Origin of the sequence: Streptomyces sp. NPDC006872, assembly GCF_040635845.1 — a bacterium.
In the GTDB taxonomy this organism is placed as follows: Bacteria; Actinomycetota; Actinomycetes; order Streptomycetales; family Streptomycetaceae; genus Streptomyces.
Map to the genome: position 1 here is coordinate 22,902 of NZ_JBEYIL010000011.1, position 15,893 is coordinate 38,794.

General features: G+C 71.7%; 16 protein-coding genes and 1 tRNA gene. 11 read left to right on the plus strand and 6 right to left on the minus strand.

The features are described 5' to 3' along the window. Nucleotides 1-38 precede the first annotated feature (38 nt). The 4 genes from ABZ725_RS30045 to ABZ725_RS30060 all read left to right on the plus strand — a co-directional run bounded on the left by ABZ725_RS30045 (nt 39) and on the right by ABZ725_RS30060 (nt 5,290). Entirely contained in the window at nt 39-1,694 is a 1,656-nt protein-coding gene (locus ABZ725_RS30045; protein ID WP_358805901.1) for an alkaline phosphatase D family protein, read from the plus strand. A 228-nt stretch (nt 1,695-1,922) separates the two neighbouring features. Beyond that, nucleotides 1,923-3,869, plus strand: coding sequence for an FAD/NAD(P)-binding protein (locus tag ABZ725_RS30050; protein WP_358805902.1), 1,947 nt, complete (start codon nt 1,923-1,925; stop codon nt 3,867-3,869). A gap of 71 nt (nt 3,870-3,940) precedes the next feature. Continuing rightward, on the plus strand, nt 3,941-4,414 hold the full coding sequence (locus ABZ725_RS30055; protein WP_358805665.1) for a DoxX family protein: 474 nt from the start codon (nt 3,941-3,943) through the stop codon (nt 4,412-4,414). Between the two features lie 264 nt (nt 4,415-4,678). Next, nucleotides 4,679-5,290 carry a VTT domain-containing protein gene (locus tag ABZ725_RS30060; protein WP_351911298.1) on the plus strand — a complete coding sequence of 204 codons (612 nt, stop codon included), beginning with the start codon at nt 4,679-4,681 and terminating at the stop codon, nt 5,288-5,290. Between the two features lie 81 nt (nt 5,291-5,371). On the opposite strand, the gene ABZ725_RS30065 is transcribed toward ABZ725_RS30060, so the two are convergent. Then, entirely contained in the window at nt 5,372-5,608 is a 237-nt protein-coding gene (locus tag ABZ725_RS30065) for a DUF2277 domain-containing protein (protein WP_358805666.1), read from the minus strand. 108 nt (nt 5,609-5,716) lie between these two features. Here ABZ725_RS30065 and ABZ725_RS30070 point away from each other — a divergent pair, with 108 nt between their 5' ends. Further along, a complete protein-coding gene (locus ABZ725_RS30070; RefSeq protein ID WP_358805667.1) occupies nt 5,717-6,640 on the plus strand; it encodes a 2-dehydropantoate 2-reductase in 924 nt (307 codons plus the stop codon). Between the two features lie 48 nt (nt 6,641-6,688). Here the strand turns inward: ABZ725_RS30070 and ABZ725_RS30075 are convergent, their stop codons facing one another. Then, complete coding sequence (locus ABZ725_RS30075; RefSeq protein ID WP_358805668.1) at nt 6,689-7,204, minus strand: GNAT family N-acetyltransferase; 516 nt, start codon at nt 7,202-7,204, stop codon at nt 6,689-6,691. Between the two features lie 92 nt (nt 7,205-7,296). On the opposite strand from ABZ725_RS30075, the gene ABZ725_RS30080 reads away from it, so the two are divergent. From ABZ725_RS30080 to ABZ725_RS30090, 3 genes are all read left to right on the plus strand, one after another. Continuing rightward, nucleotides 7,297-8,139 (plus strand): serine hydrolase domain-containing protein, encoded by an 843-nt coding sequence (locus ABZ725_RS30080; protein ID WP_358805669.1) that lies wholly within the window; start codon nt 7,297-7,299, stop codon nt 8,137-8,139. A gap of 86 nt (nt 8,140-8,225) precedes the next feature. After that, on the plus strand, nt 8,226-8,549 hold the full coding sequence (locus tag ABZ725_RS30085) for a hypothetical protein (protein ID WP_351911303.1): 324 nt from the start codon (nt 8,226-8,228) through the stop codon (nt 8,547-8,549). A 72-nt stretch (nt 8,550-8,621) separates the two neighbouring features. Beyond that, nucleotides 8,622-9,068: a hypothetical protein gene (locus ABZ725_RS30090; protein ID WP_358805670.1), complete on the plus strand. Its 447-nt coding sequence runs from the start codon at nt 8,622-8,624 to the stop codon at nt 9,066-9,068. A gap of 16 nt (nt 9,069-9,084) precedes the next feature. Here the strand turns inward: ABZ725_RS30090 and ABZ725_RS30095 are convergent, their stop codons facing one another. Both ABZ725_RS30095 and ABZ725_RS30100 read right to left on the minus strand, forming a co-directional pair. Then, nucleotides 9,085-9,981 (minus strand): helix-turn-helix domain-containing GNAT family N-acetyltransferase, encoded by an 897-nt coding sequence (locus ABZ725_RS30095; protein WP_358805671.1) that lies wholly within the window; start codon nt 9,979-9,981, stop codon nt 9,085-9,087. A 190-nt stretch (nt 9,982-10,171) separates the two neighbouring features. Continuing rightward, nucleotides 10,172-10,243, minus strand: a tRNA-Val gene (locus ABZ725_RS30100). Nucleotides 10,244-10,421: 178 nt separating this feature from the next. Between ABZ725_RS30100 and ABZ725_RS30105 the strand changes: the two genes are divergently transcribed. From ABZ725_RS30105 to ABZ725_RS30115, 3 genes are all read left to right on the plus strand, one after another. Beyond that, on the plus strand, nt 10,422-11,204 hold the full coding sequence (locus tag ABZ725_RS30105; RefSeq protein ID WP_358805672.1) for a DUF4097 family beta strand repeat-containing protein: 783 nt from the start codon (nt 10,422-10,424) through the stop codon (nt 11,202-11,204). Nucleotides 11,205-11,278: 74 nt separating this feature from the next. Next, a complete protein-coding gene (locus tag ABZ725_RS30110; protein ID WP_358805673.1) occupies nt 11,279-12,661 on the plus strand; it encodes a hypothetical protein in 1,383 nt (460 codons plus the stop codon). Between the two features lie 88 nt (nt 12,662-12,749). After that, nucleotides 12,750-13,253: a DUF4383 domain-containing protein gene (locus tag ABZ725_RS30115; RefSeq protein WP_351911309.1), complete on the plus strand. Its 504-nt coding sequence runs from the start codon at nt 12,750-12,752 to the stop codon at nt 13,251-13,253. 44 nt (nt 13,254-13,297) lie between these two features. Here the strand turns inward: ABZ725_RS30115 and ABZ725_RS30120 are convergent, their stop codons facing one another. Beyond that, nucleotides 13,298-14,467 (minus strand): amidase domain-containing protein, encoded by a 1,170-nt coding sequence (locus tag ABZ725_RS30120; RefSeq protein ID WP_358805674.1) that lies wholly within the window; start codon nt 14,465-14,467, stop codon nt 13,298-13,300. A 121-nt stretch (nt 14,468-14,588) separates the two neighbouring features. Next, the gene (locus ABZ725_RS30125) at nt 14,589-15,866 is read right to left on the minus strand and encodes a hypothetical protein (RefSeq protein WP_358805675.1); all 1,278 of its coding nucleotides are present in this window, start codon (nt 15,864-15,866) and stop codon (nt 14,589-14,591) included. Between the last annotated feature and the right edge of the window lie 27 nt (nt 15,867-15,893).

Here is a 15,893-nt window from a genome sequence, read left to right on the forward strand (position 1 = left end):
GTTCCGTACCGTACGGGGCGACGGAGGAGGGCGATCACGTGGCCGGACTGCGGCTGGGACCACTGCTGAGGTACGCCGACGGCTCGTCCGCGACCGTCTGGGTCGAGGCGAGCCGTCCGTGCGCCGCCGAGGTGCGCTGCGCGGACGGCGCCGCCGGCACGGCCCGCACCTTCCAGGTCGCGGGCCATCACTACGCCCTGGTCCAGGTCGACGGCCTGACGGCGGGCACGACGACGGCCTACGAGGTCTTCCTCGACGGCGCCCTCGTCTGGCCGCCGCCCGACTCCCCCTTCCCGCCGTCGGTCATCCGCACCCCGGCCGCCGGTGCGGACGACGGCGACGGCGAGGTCCGCGTGACCTTCGGCTCCTGCCGCTGGGCCGCACCCCCGGTCGACGACCGCGACCCCGTCGGCGCCGACGCCCTGGACAGCCTGGCCGCACGCCTCGCCGCCGATCCGACAGCCGAACGACCCGACGTCCTGCTGCTGTTGGGCGACCAGGTGTACGCCGACGAGGTGTCCGACAGGACCAGGGAGCGGATCGCCGCCCGCCGCGGCCTCGCCGATCCGCCGGGCGCCGAGGTCGCGGACTTCGAGGAGTACACCTGGCTGTACTACGAGTCCTGGCTCGACCCCGAGGTGCGCTGGCTGCTGTCCACCGTGCCCAGCTGCATGGTCTTCGACGACCATGACGTCATCGACGACTGGAACACCTCCGCCGCCTGGCTGGCCGACATGCGGGCCACGCCCTGGTGGCGCGAGCGGATCCTGAGCGGCCTGATGTCGTACTGGGTGCACCAGCACCTCGGCAACCTCACCCCGGCCGAGCTGGCCGCCGACCCGCTCTACGCCGCCGTCCGCGACACGCCCGACGGCACCGACGTGCTGCGCGCCTTCGCCTGCCGGGCCGACGCGGACCCGGCGTCCGTGCGGTGGAGCTACCGGCGCGACTTCGGACGGGTACGGCTGCTGATGGTCGACACCCGGGCCGCGCGGGTCCTCGACGAGGGCGGGCGCTCGATGCTCGACGCCGGCGAGCAGACATGGCTGCGCGCACAGGCCCTCGACCGTCCCGGCTCCTACGACCACCTGCTGATCGGCACCTCGCTGCCCTGGCTGCTGCCGCAGCTGGTGCACGACGCCGAGGCGTGGGACGCGGCCCTGTGCCGGGGCGAGCGCGGGCCGCGCTGGGCCCGGTTCGGGGAGAAGCTGCGCCGGGCGGCGGACCTGGAGCACTGGGCGGCCTTTCCGACGTCCTTCGCCGCGCTGACGGCGCTGATCGCCGAGGCGGGCAGCGGGGCGGCCACCGGGGCGCAGGCCCCGGCGAGCGTGCTCGTGCTGTCCGGGGACGTGCACCACGCGTATGTGGCCGAGCCCCGCTGGCCCGAGGGGACCGGTCCCGACGCGCGTGTGCTGCAACTCACCTGCTCCCCCGTCCACAACGCCATCCCGCTGTCGATAAGGGCGGGCTTCCGCTTCGGCTGGAGTGCCGCGGCCCGGGCGCTCGGCCGTCGGTTCGCCCGGCACGGCCGCTGCCCGCGGCCGCCCGTCGACTGGCGGAAGACGGGCGGACCGTGGTTCGGCAACCAGCTCATGTCGCTGACCCTGCACGGACGTTCGGCCCGGCTGCGGCTGGAACAGGCGCGGGCCGACGGCGTGCTGGCCACCGTCCAGGAGTCCGACCTCACCCCCTGATCCGGACGGCGAAGGGACGAGCGCGGGGCGGCAACGGGACAACTGGGGCGGGTGGGGCCCGCGTTGGCTTCCGGGAGGGTGGGGGCACCCCCGTGCTCGAAGAGTTCGGGGGAGGCATGATGAGGCAGTCCGTCCGCTTCCCTCACGGCCTCGCACCGCCTCGCACCGCCTCGTGGACGGGCTGCTCCATCGCGCCCCACACGCCCGGGAGTCACCCCCTTGCCCTCAGTGAACGCGGAACACACAGCCGGTGCCGCCGCCATCGACGTCTCCGTCTCCGTCGCCCTCGTCGGCGCCGGGCCGCGCGGCACCAGCGTCCTGGAACGCCTCTGCGCCTCCGCGCCCGAACTCCTGCCGCCCGGGGCGCGCCTGACGGTCCACGTCGTCGATCCCGACCCGCCGGGGCCGGGCCGCGTCTGGCGCACCGCGCAGTCGCGGGAGCTGCTGATGAACACCGTGGCCTCGCAGGTGACCCTGTTCACCGACGACAGCGTGGACTGCGCGGGCCCGATCCGTCCGGGCCCGAGTCTGCACGCGTGGGCGCGCGGCGCGCTGGGCCCGGACGAGTACCCGACCCGCGCGCACTACGGCCGCTACCTGGAGTGGGTGTTCGCGCGGACCGTGCGCCAGGCCCCGCCGTCGATCCGCGTCGAGACGCACGCGGCCCGCGCGATCCGGCTCGACGACGCCGCCGACGGCCGCCAGGTCCTCACCCTGGCCGACGGCCGCGTCCTGCTCGGCCTGTCCGCCGTCGTCCTCGCCCAGGGGCATCTGCCGGTGGCCGCCGACAGCGCCCAGCAGCGCCACACCGCCTACGCCGAACGCCACGGCCTGCGCCATGTCCCGCCCGCCAACCCGGCCGACGTCGACCTCTCCGCCCTCGCGCCGGGCGAACCGGTGCTGCTGCGCGGGCTGGGCCTGAACTTCTTCGACCACATGGCCCTGCTGACCACCGGCCGGGGCGGCCGCTTCGTCCCCGACGCCGGCGGGGCCGGCCACCGCGGCGCCGGGCGGGCCCTGCGCTACATACCCTCCGGTCACGAGCCCCGGCTGTACGCCGGTTCCCGGCGCGGCGTCCCGTACCAGGCACGCGGCGACAACGCCAAGGGGCCGTACGGCCGTCACACCCCGCTCGTCCTCACCCCGGAGGTGATCGCGGGCTTCCGCAAGCGCGCGGACTCCGGCGAGGCGCCCGACTTCCTGGCCGAGATATGGCCGTTGGTGGCGAAGGAGGTCGAGACGGTCTACTACACGGCCCTGACGGACCGCCCCGGACTCGTCGGCCGTTTCCTCGCCGACCGATTCCTCGCCGTCCCGCACCGCGACCCCCGAGAGGCCCTGCTGCTGGACGAGTTCGGGGTGCCGGAGGCGGACCGCTGGAGCTGGGACCGGATCTCCCGGCCGTATACGGAACGGCGGTTCGCGCATCCGGGGCAGTGGCGGGACTGGCTGCTGGCGTATCTGCGCAGGGACGCCGAGGACGCCGCCCGGGGCAATGTGGAGGGGCCGTCGAAGGCGGCCCTGGACGTGCTGCGCGACCTGCGCAACGAGCTGCGGCTGATCGTCGACCACGCCGGTCTGGCCGGCCCGTCCCGCCGGGACCATCTGGACCGCTGGTACACCCCGCTCAACGCCTTCCTGTCCATCGGACCGCCGCGCCGCCGCATCGAGGAGCTGACGGCCCTGGTGGCGGCGGGGGTGGTGGAGGTGCTCGGCCCCCGGCTGGAGGTGCGCGAGGAGGACGGGGCCTGGCGGGCGCACTCGCCGGAGGTGCCGGGCTCGGCCGTCCGGGTCACGACGCTCGTCGAGGCGCGGCTCCCGGAACCGGACGTCCGCCGCACCGCCGACGGCCTGCTGGCCCGGCTGCTGAAGACCGGGCAGTGCCGTCCGCACACGGTGGACGGTTACGTGACCGGGGGGCTGGACGTAACGCAGCGCCCCTACCATCTGATCGACCGTCAGGGCCGGTCGCACGCAAGGAGGTTCGCCTTCGGGGTGCCCACGGAGGGCGTGCACTGGGTCACCGCGGCGGGCGCCCGCCCGGGGGTGGATTCGGTCACGCTCTCGGATGCCGACGCGGTCGCGAGAGCCGTCCTGCGTGCGGCGATCCGGGAGACGGGGGCGAAAACGGAATCCGAGCCATGGCCAAAAGTTGAACTTGCAAGCATAGATTAGGTGCGCCTAACGTGTGTCGCTCATTCGGTACCGCCGCCCCCAACGACCGACACCGAAGGAGCACCCCCCACATGCCTGCTCGTCTCAACACCGCACAGCTCGATACCGCACAGCCCTATGCGGTCGGCCTCTTCCGCATCGTCGTAGGCCTGCTCTTCGCCTGCCACGGCGCGGCCTCCCTCTTCGGCGTCCTCGGCGGCGCCGCGGGCACCGACGGCGGCACCGTCGACGCCGGCGCCTGGCCCGGCTGGTACGCGGCCGTGATCCAGCTCGTCTGCGGCAGCCTGGTGCTGCTGGGCCTGGGCACCCGGGCCGCCGCGTTCCTCGCCTCGGGCTCCATGGCGTACGCCTACTTCGACGTGCACCAGCCCGGCGCCCTGTGGCCGATGGAGAACGGCGGCGAGGCCTCCGCGATGTTCTGCTGGGCCTTCCTGCTGCTGATCTTCACCGGTTCCGGGGCACTCGGCCTCGACCGTCTGTTCTCGGGCCGTCGCACGGCCGCGGAACGGACGCCGACGGCGCAGAAGGCCACTGTCAACGCCTGACCCGACGGCCGATCCATGCTGTGGTGCGTGCCGGTCGCGCACCACAGCATGGGTCATTGCATGGGTCGCTGCATGGGTCACTGCACGAGTCACTGCGTGGATCACCCCGCAGGTGAACGAGCTGTGCCGAACACACGAGCCCCCCGTGAATCTACTGTCACACCCCAGGCGTACGCTGTATGGCTGTCATTGGCCGCACTTGCCGCTCCCCCGCGACACAGCGGCACGGTCGGGTCGCCACGGGGGAGACACGGGGAGTCTGCGGTGTTCGAGAGTGTGGGGGCGTTGCTCGGCAGCCCCTGGATCTACGCGGTGGTGGGCCTGTCGGTCCTCCTCGACGTGTTCCTTCCGGTACTGCCCAGCGGGGTGCTCGTCATCACGGCGGCGACGGCCGCGGCGGCGGGCTCGGGCGCTGTGGCCGGACAGGTCCCCCACGACGTCCCGGACATCATGGTCCTGATCCTCTCCGCGACGACCGCCTCCGTGCTGGGCGACCTGGTGGCCTACCGGCTGGCCTGGCGCGGCGGTGAGCGCCTGGACCGCGCGATCGCCCGCTCCCGTCGGCTGACCACCGCGCAGGAACGTCTCGGCGAGGCCCTGGCCCGCGGCGGCGGCGCACTGGTCGTCCTGGCCCGCTTCGCCCCGGCCGGCCGTTCCGTCGTCTCCCTCATCGCGGGCACGGCCCACCGCCGCCCCCGCGAGTTCCTCCCCTGGTCCGCACTGGCCGGCCTGTCCTGGGCGGCCTACAGCGCCGCCCTCGGCTACTTCGGCGCCCACTGGCTCGGCACGACCTGGCTGGCGACGGGCGTCTCGGTGCTCGCACTGGTCGGCGCGGGGGCGGGCGCGGGGTACGTGATGCGCAGACAGCCGGCGTAGCGGGCCCGGGTCCGGGTCCCCCCTGTCCCTGTCTCTGCCCCTGTCTCTGCCCCTGTCCCTGGGGCCCCCAGGCGCTACGCGCTACGCGCCCGCCGCCACGCTGCGGCCCGAGCCGCGCACCTCCAGGCCGTCCAACAGTTCGGCCGTGGCCGCGGCGACGACCTCGACGGCTCTCTCGAACACCTCCCGGTTGTGCTCGGCCGGCGCCCGGAAGCCGGACACCTTACGGACGTACTGCAGGGCTGCGGCGCGAATCTCGTCCTCCGTCGCCTCCTCGGGCAACGCGGGCGGACGAAGCGTCTTGATACTCCGGCACATGTACCCAGTCTCCCTCTCCGGTTCTCTCTCCGAATTCGCATGCCATGATCACTTCAGAGGCGGCCACCGCACCCGCGGGGTCGACCGACGAGAGGAACAACAAACATCATGGCGAACGACATACGCACCGTTGCCGTCCTCGGCCCCGGCGGGGTGGGCGGCCTGCTCGCGGCCCTGCTGTCCCGGGCCGGCCACCGGGTGACCTGTCTGGCCGGCGAGGACACGGCCGCGGCCCTGCGCACCGACGGCATCCGCGTCCGCAGCACGCCGTTCGGCGAGTTCACGGCTCGGGTGGACGCGGACACCGAGCTGCGCGCTCCGGTCGACGCGGTCCTGATCGCCGTCAAGCACACCGCCCTCGACGCGGCGCTGACCCGCGTCCCGGCCTCCGCGCTCGGCGAGGACACCCTCCTCGTGCCGTTCCTGAACGGCGTCGAGCATCCGGCCGTCCTGCGCACGCACCATCGCCCGGACCGGGTGGCCCCGGCCGTCATCCGCGTCGAGTCGACCCGGGTCGCCCCGGGCGTGATCGAGCACGGGAGCGCCTTCGCGGAGATCGACCTGACCGGCGACGCCGTGCCGCGCCCCCGCCTCGACGCGCTCGCGCAGGCGCTGACGGGGGCCGGCCCGACCGTGCGCGTCCTGCCGGACGAGACGGCCGCGCTGTGGGCCAAGATGGCGTTCCTCGCGCCCTTCGCCCTGCTCACCACCCGGCACGGCCTGCCGCTCGGCGAGGTGCGCACCCGGTACCGCGAGGAGCTGACCGCGCTGGTCGAGGAGACCGCCGCGGTCAGCACCGCCTGCGGCGCCCCCGCCGACCCCGCCCAGGCGCTCGCCCGGTACGACGCGTTCGCCGCCACCGCCAAGTCCTCGATGCAGCGCGACGCCGAGGCGGGCCGTCCCCTCGAACTCGACGCCATCGGCGGGGCGTTGCTGCGCGCGGCCGAACGGCACGGCGTGCCGACGCCGGTGACGGCGCGCCTGGTAAGGGAGTTGACGGACACCACCCGCTGGACGGACACCACCCGGTAGCCGGGCCCGCCACTCGTTGGACCCGCCACTCGATGGACCCGGCACTCCTCAGGAACCGGTGCGCAGGTCGACGTACCAGTCGTTGGATGTGATCGGGTTCCCCTTCGGGTACTCCAGCTCGACCAGCCCGAGCAGCGTGAACCCGGCCTTGCGGCACACCCCGTTGGACGCGGGATGGTCCACCTTGGGGAAGGCGTGCAGGGCCGGGTGCCCGCCGGTCTCCCGTACGACGTCGACGAGCGTGCGGGCGGCCAGCGCCGCGAGGGCTCTGCCCTGGAACTCGGGCAGGATCGCCCAGCCCGTCTCCCACACCGTCCCGTCCCGCCACTCGCGCTCCCAGTAGCCGATCGAGCCGACGGTCTCCCCGCCGTCGGCGAGCGTGACCCGGTACATGCACCCGTTGAACGGCTCGACATACCGCCGATGCCGGTCGGCGAGCTTCTCCTCGCTCTCCGGCCCGCCCAAGTGCGCGGTCATCTCGGGGCTGTTGGTCCGCTTCAGCAACCAGAGGTCGCCCTCCGACCAGGGCACCAGCCGCACTTGCTCCACAGCGTTGTGATCCATGCGCCCACCGTAGAGCGAGGGTCTGACAACCGGGTCCGACCCCGTAGCGTCGGGACAGCACCGCGAAGGAGAGAAGGGAGTCAGAGGCCGTCATGCGTCGTCGCATCCCGACCTGTGTCCTCACCCACGCAACCCCGCCCGCCCTGAGCGACGGTCACGCGGTCGACCGCTACGTCCCGATCGCGTCGCTCACCAAGGTCGTCACCGGCACGGCGCTGGTCCGGATGGCGGCGGCCGGAGTCCTCGGCCTCGACGACCCCGTCGAACGCCTGCTGCCCACCGCTTCCCCCGGCACCGGCATCACGCTGCGGCATCTGGTCGAGCACACGTCCGGTCTCCCCCGCCTGCCACCCGTCCGCCTCCCCCGCCGCGACCCGTACGCCCCGTTCGACGACTCGGCACTGCAAGCCCTCCTCCCCCGACTCGCCACGCTCGTCACCCGCCCGCCGGGCCAGGAGGAGGAGTACTCCAACTTCGGCTACGCGCTCCTCGGCGCGGCCCTGTCCGCCGCATCCGGCACTGCGTACGAGGAGCTGGCGACGGCGTACGTACTGCGCCCGCTGGACATCGCGGAGATGACGGCGCGCCCCGACCCGGCACGGTGCCTCCAGGCCCCGGGCCTGTTCGGCAGGTCGCGCCGCCCGTGGACGATGGACGGCGCGATCCTGCCGGCGGGCGGCCTGTGGGCCACTCCGCGCGCCGTGGCCGACCTGGTCGTAAGGCTCCTGGTGGAACGCCGGCTGGGAGATCCCTCACCCTCCTGGGCGACGACCGGCCCGCTGCTCTGGCACAACGGCGCGACCCGCCACGCCTCGCTCTTCGCCGGGGCGATGCCCGACGGCGGTTGGGTGGTCGTCCACCGCCTCAACGGAGACCCGCAGCTCACGGACCGAATGGGCGTGACGATCCTCGACCGGGCCCGCACGGACACCTGAGACCCACCGCCCTACTCGAACATACGTTCACACGAACACCCCAAAGGAGCTCGCCACCCAAATTCGAACAGGCGTACCATTGCCGTGTGGCCAAGACCTATGACTTTCCCAGCGACCTGCGCGCCGGTCAGGAGGAGCTGCACCAGGTCCGGGCCGAGCTGTCGGCCTTGCTGAAGCGGCTCCCCTGGTCGGTCGAGCCCCTGGACGGCTTCAGCGACGACACCGGCTGGCGCAAGACCGAGCGCCCCGCCTCCCCCGGCTGGACGGCCGACGAACAGGCCGAGGTGGAGAAGCTCCGACAGCGCGAACACGAGCTCGCGGTCTTCGTGACCTGCCACCGCTACTGGGCGGAGATCGCGGTGCCGGACCGGGTCGAGGCCCGTATGAACCTCAAGCACGCGCACGAGTAGAGGGCGGCTTCTCCCCTCCCGACCCCCATGACACGATGCCCCCTTCAGACCGCTCTGTCCGTGGGGGGACACATGCGCATCCGCGCCGCCATCACGCTCACCGCAGCGCTCGTCGCACTCACCGCCTGCTCCTCGCCCGGCGACGACACGGCCCCGGCCAACGACTCGGGGACACCCGCGGCCGAGCCCACCGTCAGCGTCCCGGCCGAGCACGAGGGCGACGACCTGAAGGCGGCCGTCGCCGTCTACACCGCCGCGTACTTCGCCGCCGACACCGACACCGCGTACGGCATGCTCTCCGCCCGCTGTGCCGAGCAGACGACCAAGGACGCGTACGCCGGCGTCGTCGAGCAGGCGAAAGCGGACTACGGCGAGGACCACCCGGCGACGGACATCACGGCCCAGGTGTCGGGCACGCTGGCCCGAGTCGCCTACAAGGTGCAGGGCCTGCCCAAGTTCGACCAGCAGGCGCAGCCGTGGACCCTGGAGGGCGACGCCTGGAAGTACGACGCCTGCTGACGCGTGGCCGCGAGCCTCAGGTACTCGACAGACCGGCGCGGGCCGGGCGTCGGAACAACTGCTCGACGACGGTGCTTCCCCAGCGGTCCCCGGACTGCTCCGAGACCAGCGCGAAGCCGTGCTTCTCGTACATCGCGCGGGCCGTGTCGAGCCCTTGGAACGTCCACAGCGTCGTCGCCTCGGCACCGCAGGCGTCGCAGTAGGACACCGCGTCGTCCAGCAGCCGCCGCCCGAGGCCGGTGCCGCGAGCCTCCCGGCCGACCAGGAACCAGCGCAGGTGCGCCTCGTGCGGGCCGTGGGACAGGTCGACGGCGATCGAGCCGACGACCGTGCCGCCCTCGTCGCGGGCGATCCAGATCCGACCGGCCGAGCCCTCGCGCCCGACGAACTCGGCGAGGTCCCCGGCGACCACCGCTTCGAACGCGACCCCGAAGCCCGCGATCACGGCGTACTCCCGCGCATGCAGCGCGGCGATCTGCCCCACGTCGCCCGGCCGCAGCTCCGTGTCCACCTCGATCGCCGCCCGGGAACCGGGGAGCGGATGCCCCAGACGGCTGCGCACCAGAGCCTCGGCGTAGGTGCGCAGGCCGCGCCGCACCGCCTCCTGTTCCGACTCCCCGAGGTGCGCGAACGCCTTCTCCACCTGAGCCGTTCCATGCCGGTGGATCGCCCGGACGGTCTGCCGCCCCTTGCCCGTCAGCGACAGCGCCTTGTGCCGACGGTCCGTCTCGCCCGGATCCTCACGAATCTCGTCGGCGTCGACCAGCCTGCGCAGCAGCCGACTCACGGTCGAACGATCCAGCAGCAACTCGTCCGCGAGTTCGGCGGCCGTGATCCCGGGCGTGCGATCGATCTCGATCAGCGCATGCACGGTCGACGGCGGATAGGGCGTCGCGGCCAGCGTCTGCTCCATGAACCCCAGCTCACGCGTAACACGCCGAGCATGGGCGCGCACCGCCGTGACACGATCCTCGTTCCGCATACAACAGATGTACCAGGCAACCGATGCATCAGACAACCGATGCGCGAAGCAACTAATCGCGTCCGGTCATGAGAAGAGGGCCCCCGGGTTTCCGGGGGCCCTCTTCTCACTTGCTCCTGTGTGGGCGCGGACGGTTTCGAACCGCCGACATCCTGCTTGTAAGGCAGGCGCTCTACCCCTGAGCTACGCACCCAGGACGAGTCGACAGCCTACATTGCCCGGGGCCGGGTCCCGCAAACCCGTATCGCCCCGTAACGGCGTCTCGGGGGTTATCCCCACCCCGGTTCCGGGAGCGTGCCGGATCGAGCGGCGGGCCGCCGCTGGCTACCGTCGTGAGTGCTTCGTCAGAGCGCCTCAGGGGGAGACCGACCATGGCCCGTACAACCCGGACAACCCGTTCCGCCCGTGCCGTCCTCGTCGGCGGAGCCGTCGTGGTCCTCGCCGTGATCGCGACCGCCTGCACCGCGTCCGCCGACGACGACGAGCATCCCGATCGGCGGTCCTTCGCCCTGGAGGGCGGCACGCTCACCGTCGACTCCGACGACTCGGCGCTCGAGATCGTCGCGTCGGACGACACCGGGGCGGGCACGGTCGACGTCACCCGGTGGTTCCAGGGGTCGGTCGCCGTCGGCAAGGAGCCGAAGGTGACCTGGTCGATGAAGGACGACCGGCTGACGTTGCGGGTGCGGTGTTCCGGGGTGGTCGCCGATTGCGCCGCCAAGCACCGGATCGAGGTGCCCCGGGGTGTCGCCGTCAAGGTCGGGAGCGACGACGGCAGCGTCCGGGCGCGGGGCTTCCGGGACGCGCTGAGCGTGCGCACCGAGGACGGCTCCGTGCATGTCACCGACTCCAGCGGGCCGCTGGAGCTGCGCAGCGACGACGGTTCCGTCCGCGCCGAGGTCTCCTCGCGCACGGTGACCACACGCACGCAGGACGGCTCGGTGCGGCTCACCCTGAGTGCCGTGCCGGACCGGGTGGAGTCGGTCAGCGACGACGGGTCCGTGACGATCACGCTGCCCGCGGCGACGTACCGGGTGACCACGAAGACCGACGACGGCGCGGTGGACGTCTCCGTGCCGCGGGACGAGTCCAGCGCGCACGTCGTGAGCGCACGCTCGGCCGACGGCAAAGTCACCCTCAGGAACGCGAACTAACCGACCCGTGTGTTCGTCCTTAACCGGTGGGAGAATGACACCGGGCAGGGTGGATGACAGCACGGGAGAGGGATGTGACGGCGACACCAGCGCAGCCGCATTCGCCGTTGGTGCCGCACGCACGACTTCGTGCCCTTCATGCGCTCACCGACACACTGACGCTCGTCGCCCTTCCTCTCGTGGTCGCTCTCGCGCTGCCCGCCGCGTTCGCCGGCGGCGGCACCCGGCGCTGGTTCGGCGGTCGGGCGGAGGGCCAGCGGGCCGAGGCCCAGGCGGCGAAGGACGCGGCGGCGGCCGCCTTCTACGAGTTGGACACCGCCCAGCGCGACCTGCGGATCTCGATCGAGACGATCCAGGCCGTGGACGACACGCCGGCCGCCCGGCGGGCCGTCGCCGACTTCGAGGCCGTCGGCAGGCGGATCGACGAGGCCAGCCACCAGTACATCGACGCCGTCGACGCCCACGATCTCGACCGGGACGACCTGGAGGCCTCGGCGGCCGCCCAGGCGCGCACCGAGCTGACCCGCGCCAAGGACGAGTTGGGGCGCGTCAAGCAGGAACTGGACCGGTTCGCCGACGGTCTCGGCCCGCTGCTCGGCAAGGCCGAGACCCAGCTGGCCCGGCTCGCACCCGCCGTGGAGCGGGCCCGGCAGGCGCTGCTGGCCGCGTCCAACGCGCTGGACGCCGTACGGGAGAGCGGGCTTCGGGCCGACGATCTCGCGGCGCGGCTGGCGGCGCTCGCGCCCGAGCTGACGAAGCTGAACCAGGGCGCGGGGCAGCACGGGGTGCCGGGGACGCTGGAGCGGGCGGAGCGGGTCGCGCGGGAGGCCGAGGCGGTCCGGGCGGAGGCCGAGCGGCTGCCGGAACGGGCCGCCGAGATCGACCACCGGCTGGTGTCGCTGCGCACCCGCGCGCAGGCGCTGGAGACGCGCTCCGGGCAGGTGGAGCCGATCCTGAGCGAGCTGCGGCGGCGGTTCGCGGCGGCCTGCTGGCAGGACCTCCAGCATGTCCCCGACCAGGCCGGGGAGAGCGTCCGGCAGGCGGAGGCGAAGCTGAAGGAGGCGCAGGCGGCGCGGGACGCGCAGCGCTGGCCGGACGCGACCGCGCTGCTGTCCACGGTGCGGGCCCTGCTGAACAACACGGACGAGGCGGTCTCGGCCGCCGGTGACCGGCTGACCAGGCTGAACGCCGTGCAGAAGGATCCGCAGGCGGAGATCGACCGGACCCGGTTCGCGATCCGGGACGCCCAGCGGCTGGCCATGGCGGGGCGCAACACGCCCGATCCTCGGCATGCGCGCCCGCTGGACGACTCGGTGGCCCGGCTGGAGCGGGCGATCACCACGCTGGAGGGCCGGCACCCCGACTACTGGCACTTCCTGACCGAGACGGAGGCGGTCCGGCGGGCGGTCGCGCACGTGGTGTCCCTGATCCGCGAGGAGCGCGGCACCGGGCACTGACGGCGTCCGCCGTTGCCCCCGGGGGGCGACGGGCGGATATTGGGTACGCAAGGCCTCCGTCGGCACGTCCACTCCCAGGGAGGCGGAGATGGCCGCACACGCACTGCACAGCCGTCCCAGGCGGCGGATCACGTTCAACGAGCATCTGCCGGTCGACCACCGGCTGAATCTGGTCTACCGGATCGGCGCCGGGCTGATGGGCCTCGGGCTGCTGGTCTTCGGGATCTTCGGCGTCATCGACAAGATCGGCTTCTTCGACACCGGCGGGGACGAGGTGTGGAGTCTCAACACCAACGGCGCGCTCAGCTGGCTGTCGATCGGCGTCGGGCTGCTGCTCTTCGTGGGCATGGTGATCGGCGGGAACTTCGCGTCCACGCTCAACATGACCCTCGGCGTCCTGTTCATCGCCAGCGGCTTCCTGAACATGGCGCTGCTGGAGACGGACTACAACTTCCTGGCCTTCAAGATCCAGAACTGCATGCTCAGCTTTGTGATCGGGATCCTGCTGATGGTCTTCGGGATGTACGGCAGGGTGGGGTCCGCCCTGCCGCACGACAACCCCTACTGGCGAGCCCGCCACCCCGATCAGTGACGAGGTGACGGGCCGGCCGGATCAGACGGGCTGCGCGTACCGGATCAGGTGCGGTACGCGTAGTAGTACGCGTTCGGGTACGAGGCGACGAGGCTCGCCACCGACCTGCGGAGCGTGTTGTTGGAGTGGTAGGTCACGTACGGCACGCCACCGCTCTTGGAGGTGACGATCATCGTGTGGTCCTTGGACCCGTCCCGGTCGAAGTCCACCTGGAGGACGTCGCCGACCTCCAGCTGGTAGACGTTCGCGAGGCTGGTCGTCCGCTTGGAGTTCTGGGCGAACCAGGACCACTCGTTGACGCCGACGAACGAGTCGGACTGGATGTCGGCGTTGCCGAACCACTTGGTGTAGTCGTACACGTAGCCGGGGACGTGCTTCCAGCCGCCGGCCTTCAGGGACTGGCTGACGAAGTTGGTGCAGTCGCCGCCCGCGCCGTGGCCGTTGAAGTCCGGGTAGTCCTTGTTGTAGACGTTCCAGTACTTCTCGGCGTACGTCGCCATCGCCTTGTAGTCATAGGCGGTGCCGGTCTTCGGGACGGCGGCCGGGTTGCGGGTGGTCGCCGCGCGCGGGGCGTTCGGCATGGTGTCGTCCGCGGTGGTCGCCTTGACGGTGGCCGGCTTGGACAGCGTGTTCACCGCGAGACCGCCCTGGTCGGTGTCGCGGATGTCCGTCAGCTGCCAGTTGCCCTGCCGGTCGGCCTTGAAGGTCAGCTCGTGCTGGGCCTGGAAGCCGGTCGTCTTCGGCGCATTGCCGGTCGTCTGGGCGTAGGTCAGGGTCGTGGTCTCGGTGACCGCGGCCTTGGCCGTACGGCCCGTCACGCGCGTGGCGTTCAGGGTGACGGTGGTGGCGGCCTTGCTGTACTTCTCGCCGGCCTTGGCCAGCTTGTCCTTGCGCTGCCCCAGCGAGGACAGGGTGGAGTCCTCGGTGCGGGCGGTGGTGGAGGACAGCTTGACGTCGCCGGAGAAGCCGTTGGTCAGCGGCTTCTCCCGGTCGCCCTGCTTGCCCGTGACGAGTGCGTCCGTACGGTCGGTGAAGACCGCGTCCGCCAACCGCTGGAAGGTGGCCTTGGTGCCCGCGTCCACCGTGGGGTCGTCGGTGACCGCGGCGCCTGCGGACCAGTTGGGCAGGAGAGCGACTCCGGCGACGACCGAGGTCGCGGCTGCCCCGAGTATCGAGACACGACGGCGCGTCCCGCTCAATTTCCTTGACTTCACTGATGTTTCCCCTCTTGCCCCGGCGGAGGGATGCCGGGAAGGGCATCTTTGCATGACGTGTGCATGAGTTGTGAAGAGGGTTGCGGTTGAGGTTTGGTTACGTCGCGGACCGCTTCAGGCGTCACTGCACGACCGTCGACCAGTCGGGGTTCTGCGCCGGATCCAGCGTGCGCAGCCGCTCCAGCGTCTCGGGCGTCTGGACGTCCATCCAGTCGGCCAACTCCTTGAAGGACACGCACTTGACGTCCTTCTTGGTGCACACGTTCTCGATGACCTGGTCGACGGCCTTCATGTAGATGCCGCCGTTCCACTCCTCGAAGTGGTTGCCGATGAACAGCGGGGCCCGGCTGCCGTAGTACACGCGGTTGAAGCCGGCCATGTAGGCGTCGAGGGTCTCCTGCTCCCACTGTGCGTACTTGGCGGGGTCGCCGTCGGGCTGGCCGTCGGACTGGTTGGCCAGGAAGTTGAAGTCCATGGACAGGGACTGGACGTCGCCGAACGGGAGCGCCTGGAGCGGGAAGTCCCAGAGGCCGTTCTTCTTCGTCGGCCAGATCTGGAAGCCCCCCGGGTTGGACGCGTCGTAGCGCCAGCCGTAGCTCTTGGCGGCCTTCAGCAGGTTCTCCTGGCCCTCCAGGCAGGGCGCCCGGCCGCCGGTGACCTCCTTCTTGAAGTCGAAGGGCAGCGGGGCGATGTCCTTGTAGCCGGTGTTGGTCTTCCAGTTCTCCACGAACTCGTAGAACTGGTCGATCTCGCTCTTCCACTCCTCGACGCTCCAGTCCTTGCCGCCCTTGGCGCCGCAGAAGTGGCCGTTGAAGTGGGTGCCGATCTCGTTGCCCTCCTGCCACGCCTCGCCGAGCTGCTCGAGCGTGGTGCGGATGTGTTCGTCGGTGGGGTAGCTGATCGCGGCCGCGCCCTTGGAGTGCTGCGGCGGGGAGTACAGGTCCTTCTTGCTCTTGGGCAGCAGGTAGATGCCGGTGAGGAAGAAGGTCATGTTGGCGTTGTACTGCTCGCCCATCTTCCGGTAGTGCTCGAAGAGGCCGTCGTCGCCCATGAGCGCGCCGTCCCAGGAGAAGACGACGAACTGCGGCGGCTTCTCACCGGGCTTGAGCGGGACCGGCTTCAACTGGCCCGTCTGCGGCCCGGTGTACGAGGTGGAGCCGTCCCCCAGGACGTGGGTCTTGCCGTCCCACACCGGCTCCTCGGTGGCCTTCGTCGCGCTCTTCTTGCTCTCCCCCGAGGAAGCAGTCGGCGCGGTGTTGGTCGTGCGGTTGAGCACCAGGTAGCCGCCCACCAGGGACGCGACGACGAGGAGCGCCGCAAGCGTCATGAACCCCGGATGCGGGGTGGCGGGGCGGCGCGGTGCCGGGGCCTTTCGGCGACGGCCCGACGGTGACTTCATGTGCGGATCATTCTCCGGAAATCGGGG

What these genes read in the sequence shown, in the direction of transcription:
- ABZ725_RS30055 (WP_358805665.1), top strand. Translation starts at nt 3,941, where the DNA reads ATGCCTGCTCGTCTCAACACCGCACAGCTCGATACCGCACAGCCCTAT.
- ABZ725_RS30065 (WP_358805666.1), bottom strand. Translation starts at nt 5,608, where the DNA reads ATGTGCCGGAGTATCAAGACGCTTCGTCCGCCCGCGTTGCCCGAGGAG.
- ABZ725_RS30070 (WP_358805667.1), top strand. Translation starts at nt 5,717, where the DNA reads ATGGCGAACGACATACGCACCGTTGCCGTCCTCGGCCCCGGCGGGGTG.
- ABZ725_RS30075 (WP_358805668.1), bottom strand. Translation starts at nt 7,204, where the DNA reads ATGGATCACAACGCTGTGGAGCAAGTGCGGCTGGTGCCCTGGTCGGAG.
- ABZ725_RS30080 (WP_358805669.1), top strand. Translation starts at nt 7,297, where the DNA reads ATGCGTCGTCGCATCCCGACCTGTGTCCTCACCCACGCAACCCCGCCC.
- ABZ725_RS30090 (WP_358805670.1), top strand. Translation starts at nt 8,622, where the DNA reads ATGCGCATCCGCGCCGCCATCACGCTCACCGCAGCGCTCGTCGCACTC.
- ABZ725_RS30095 (WP_358805671.1), bottom strand. Translation starts at nt 9,981, where the DNA reads ATGGAGCAGACGCTGGCCGCGACGCCCTATCCGCCGTCGACCGTGCAT.
- ABZ725_RS30105 (WP_358805672.1), top strand. Translation starts at nt 10,422, where the DNA reads ATGGCCCGTACAACCCGGACAACCCGTTCCGCCCGTGCCGTCCTCGTC.
- ABZ725_RS30115 (WP_351911309.1), top strand. Translation starts at nt 12,750, where the DNA reads ATGGCCGCACACGCACTGCACAGCCGTCCCAGGCGGCGGATCACGTTC.
- ABZ725_RS30125 (WP_358805675.1), bottom strand. Translation starts at nt 15,866, where the DNA reads ATGAAGTCACCGTCGGGCCGTCGCCGAAAGGCCCCGGCACCGCGCCGC.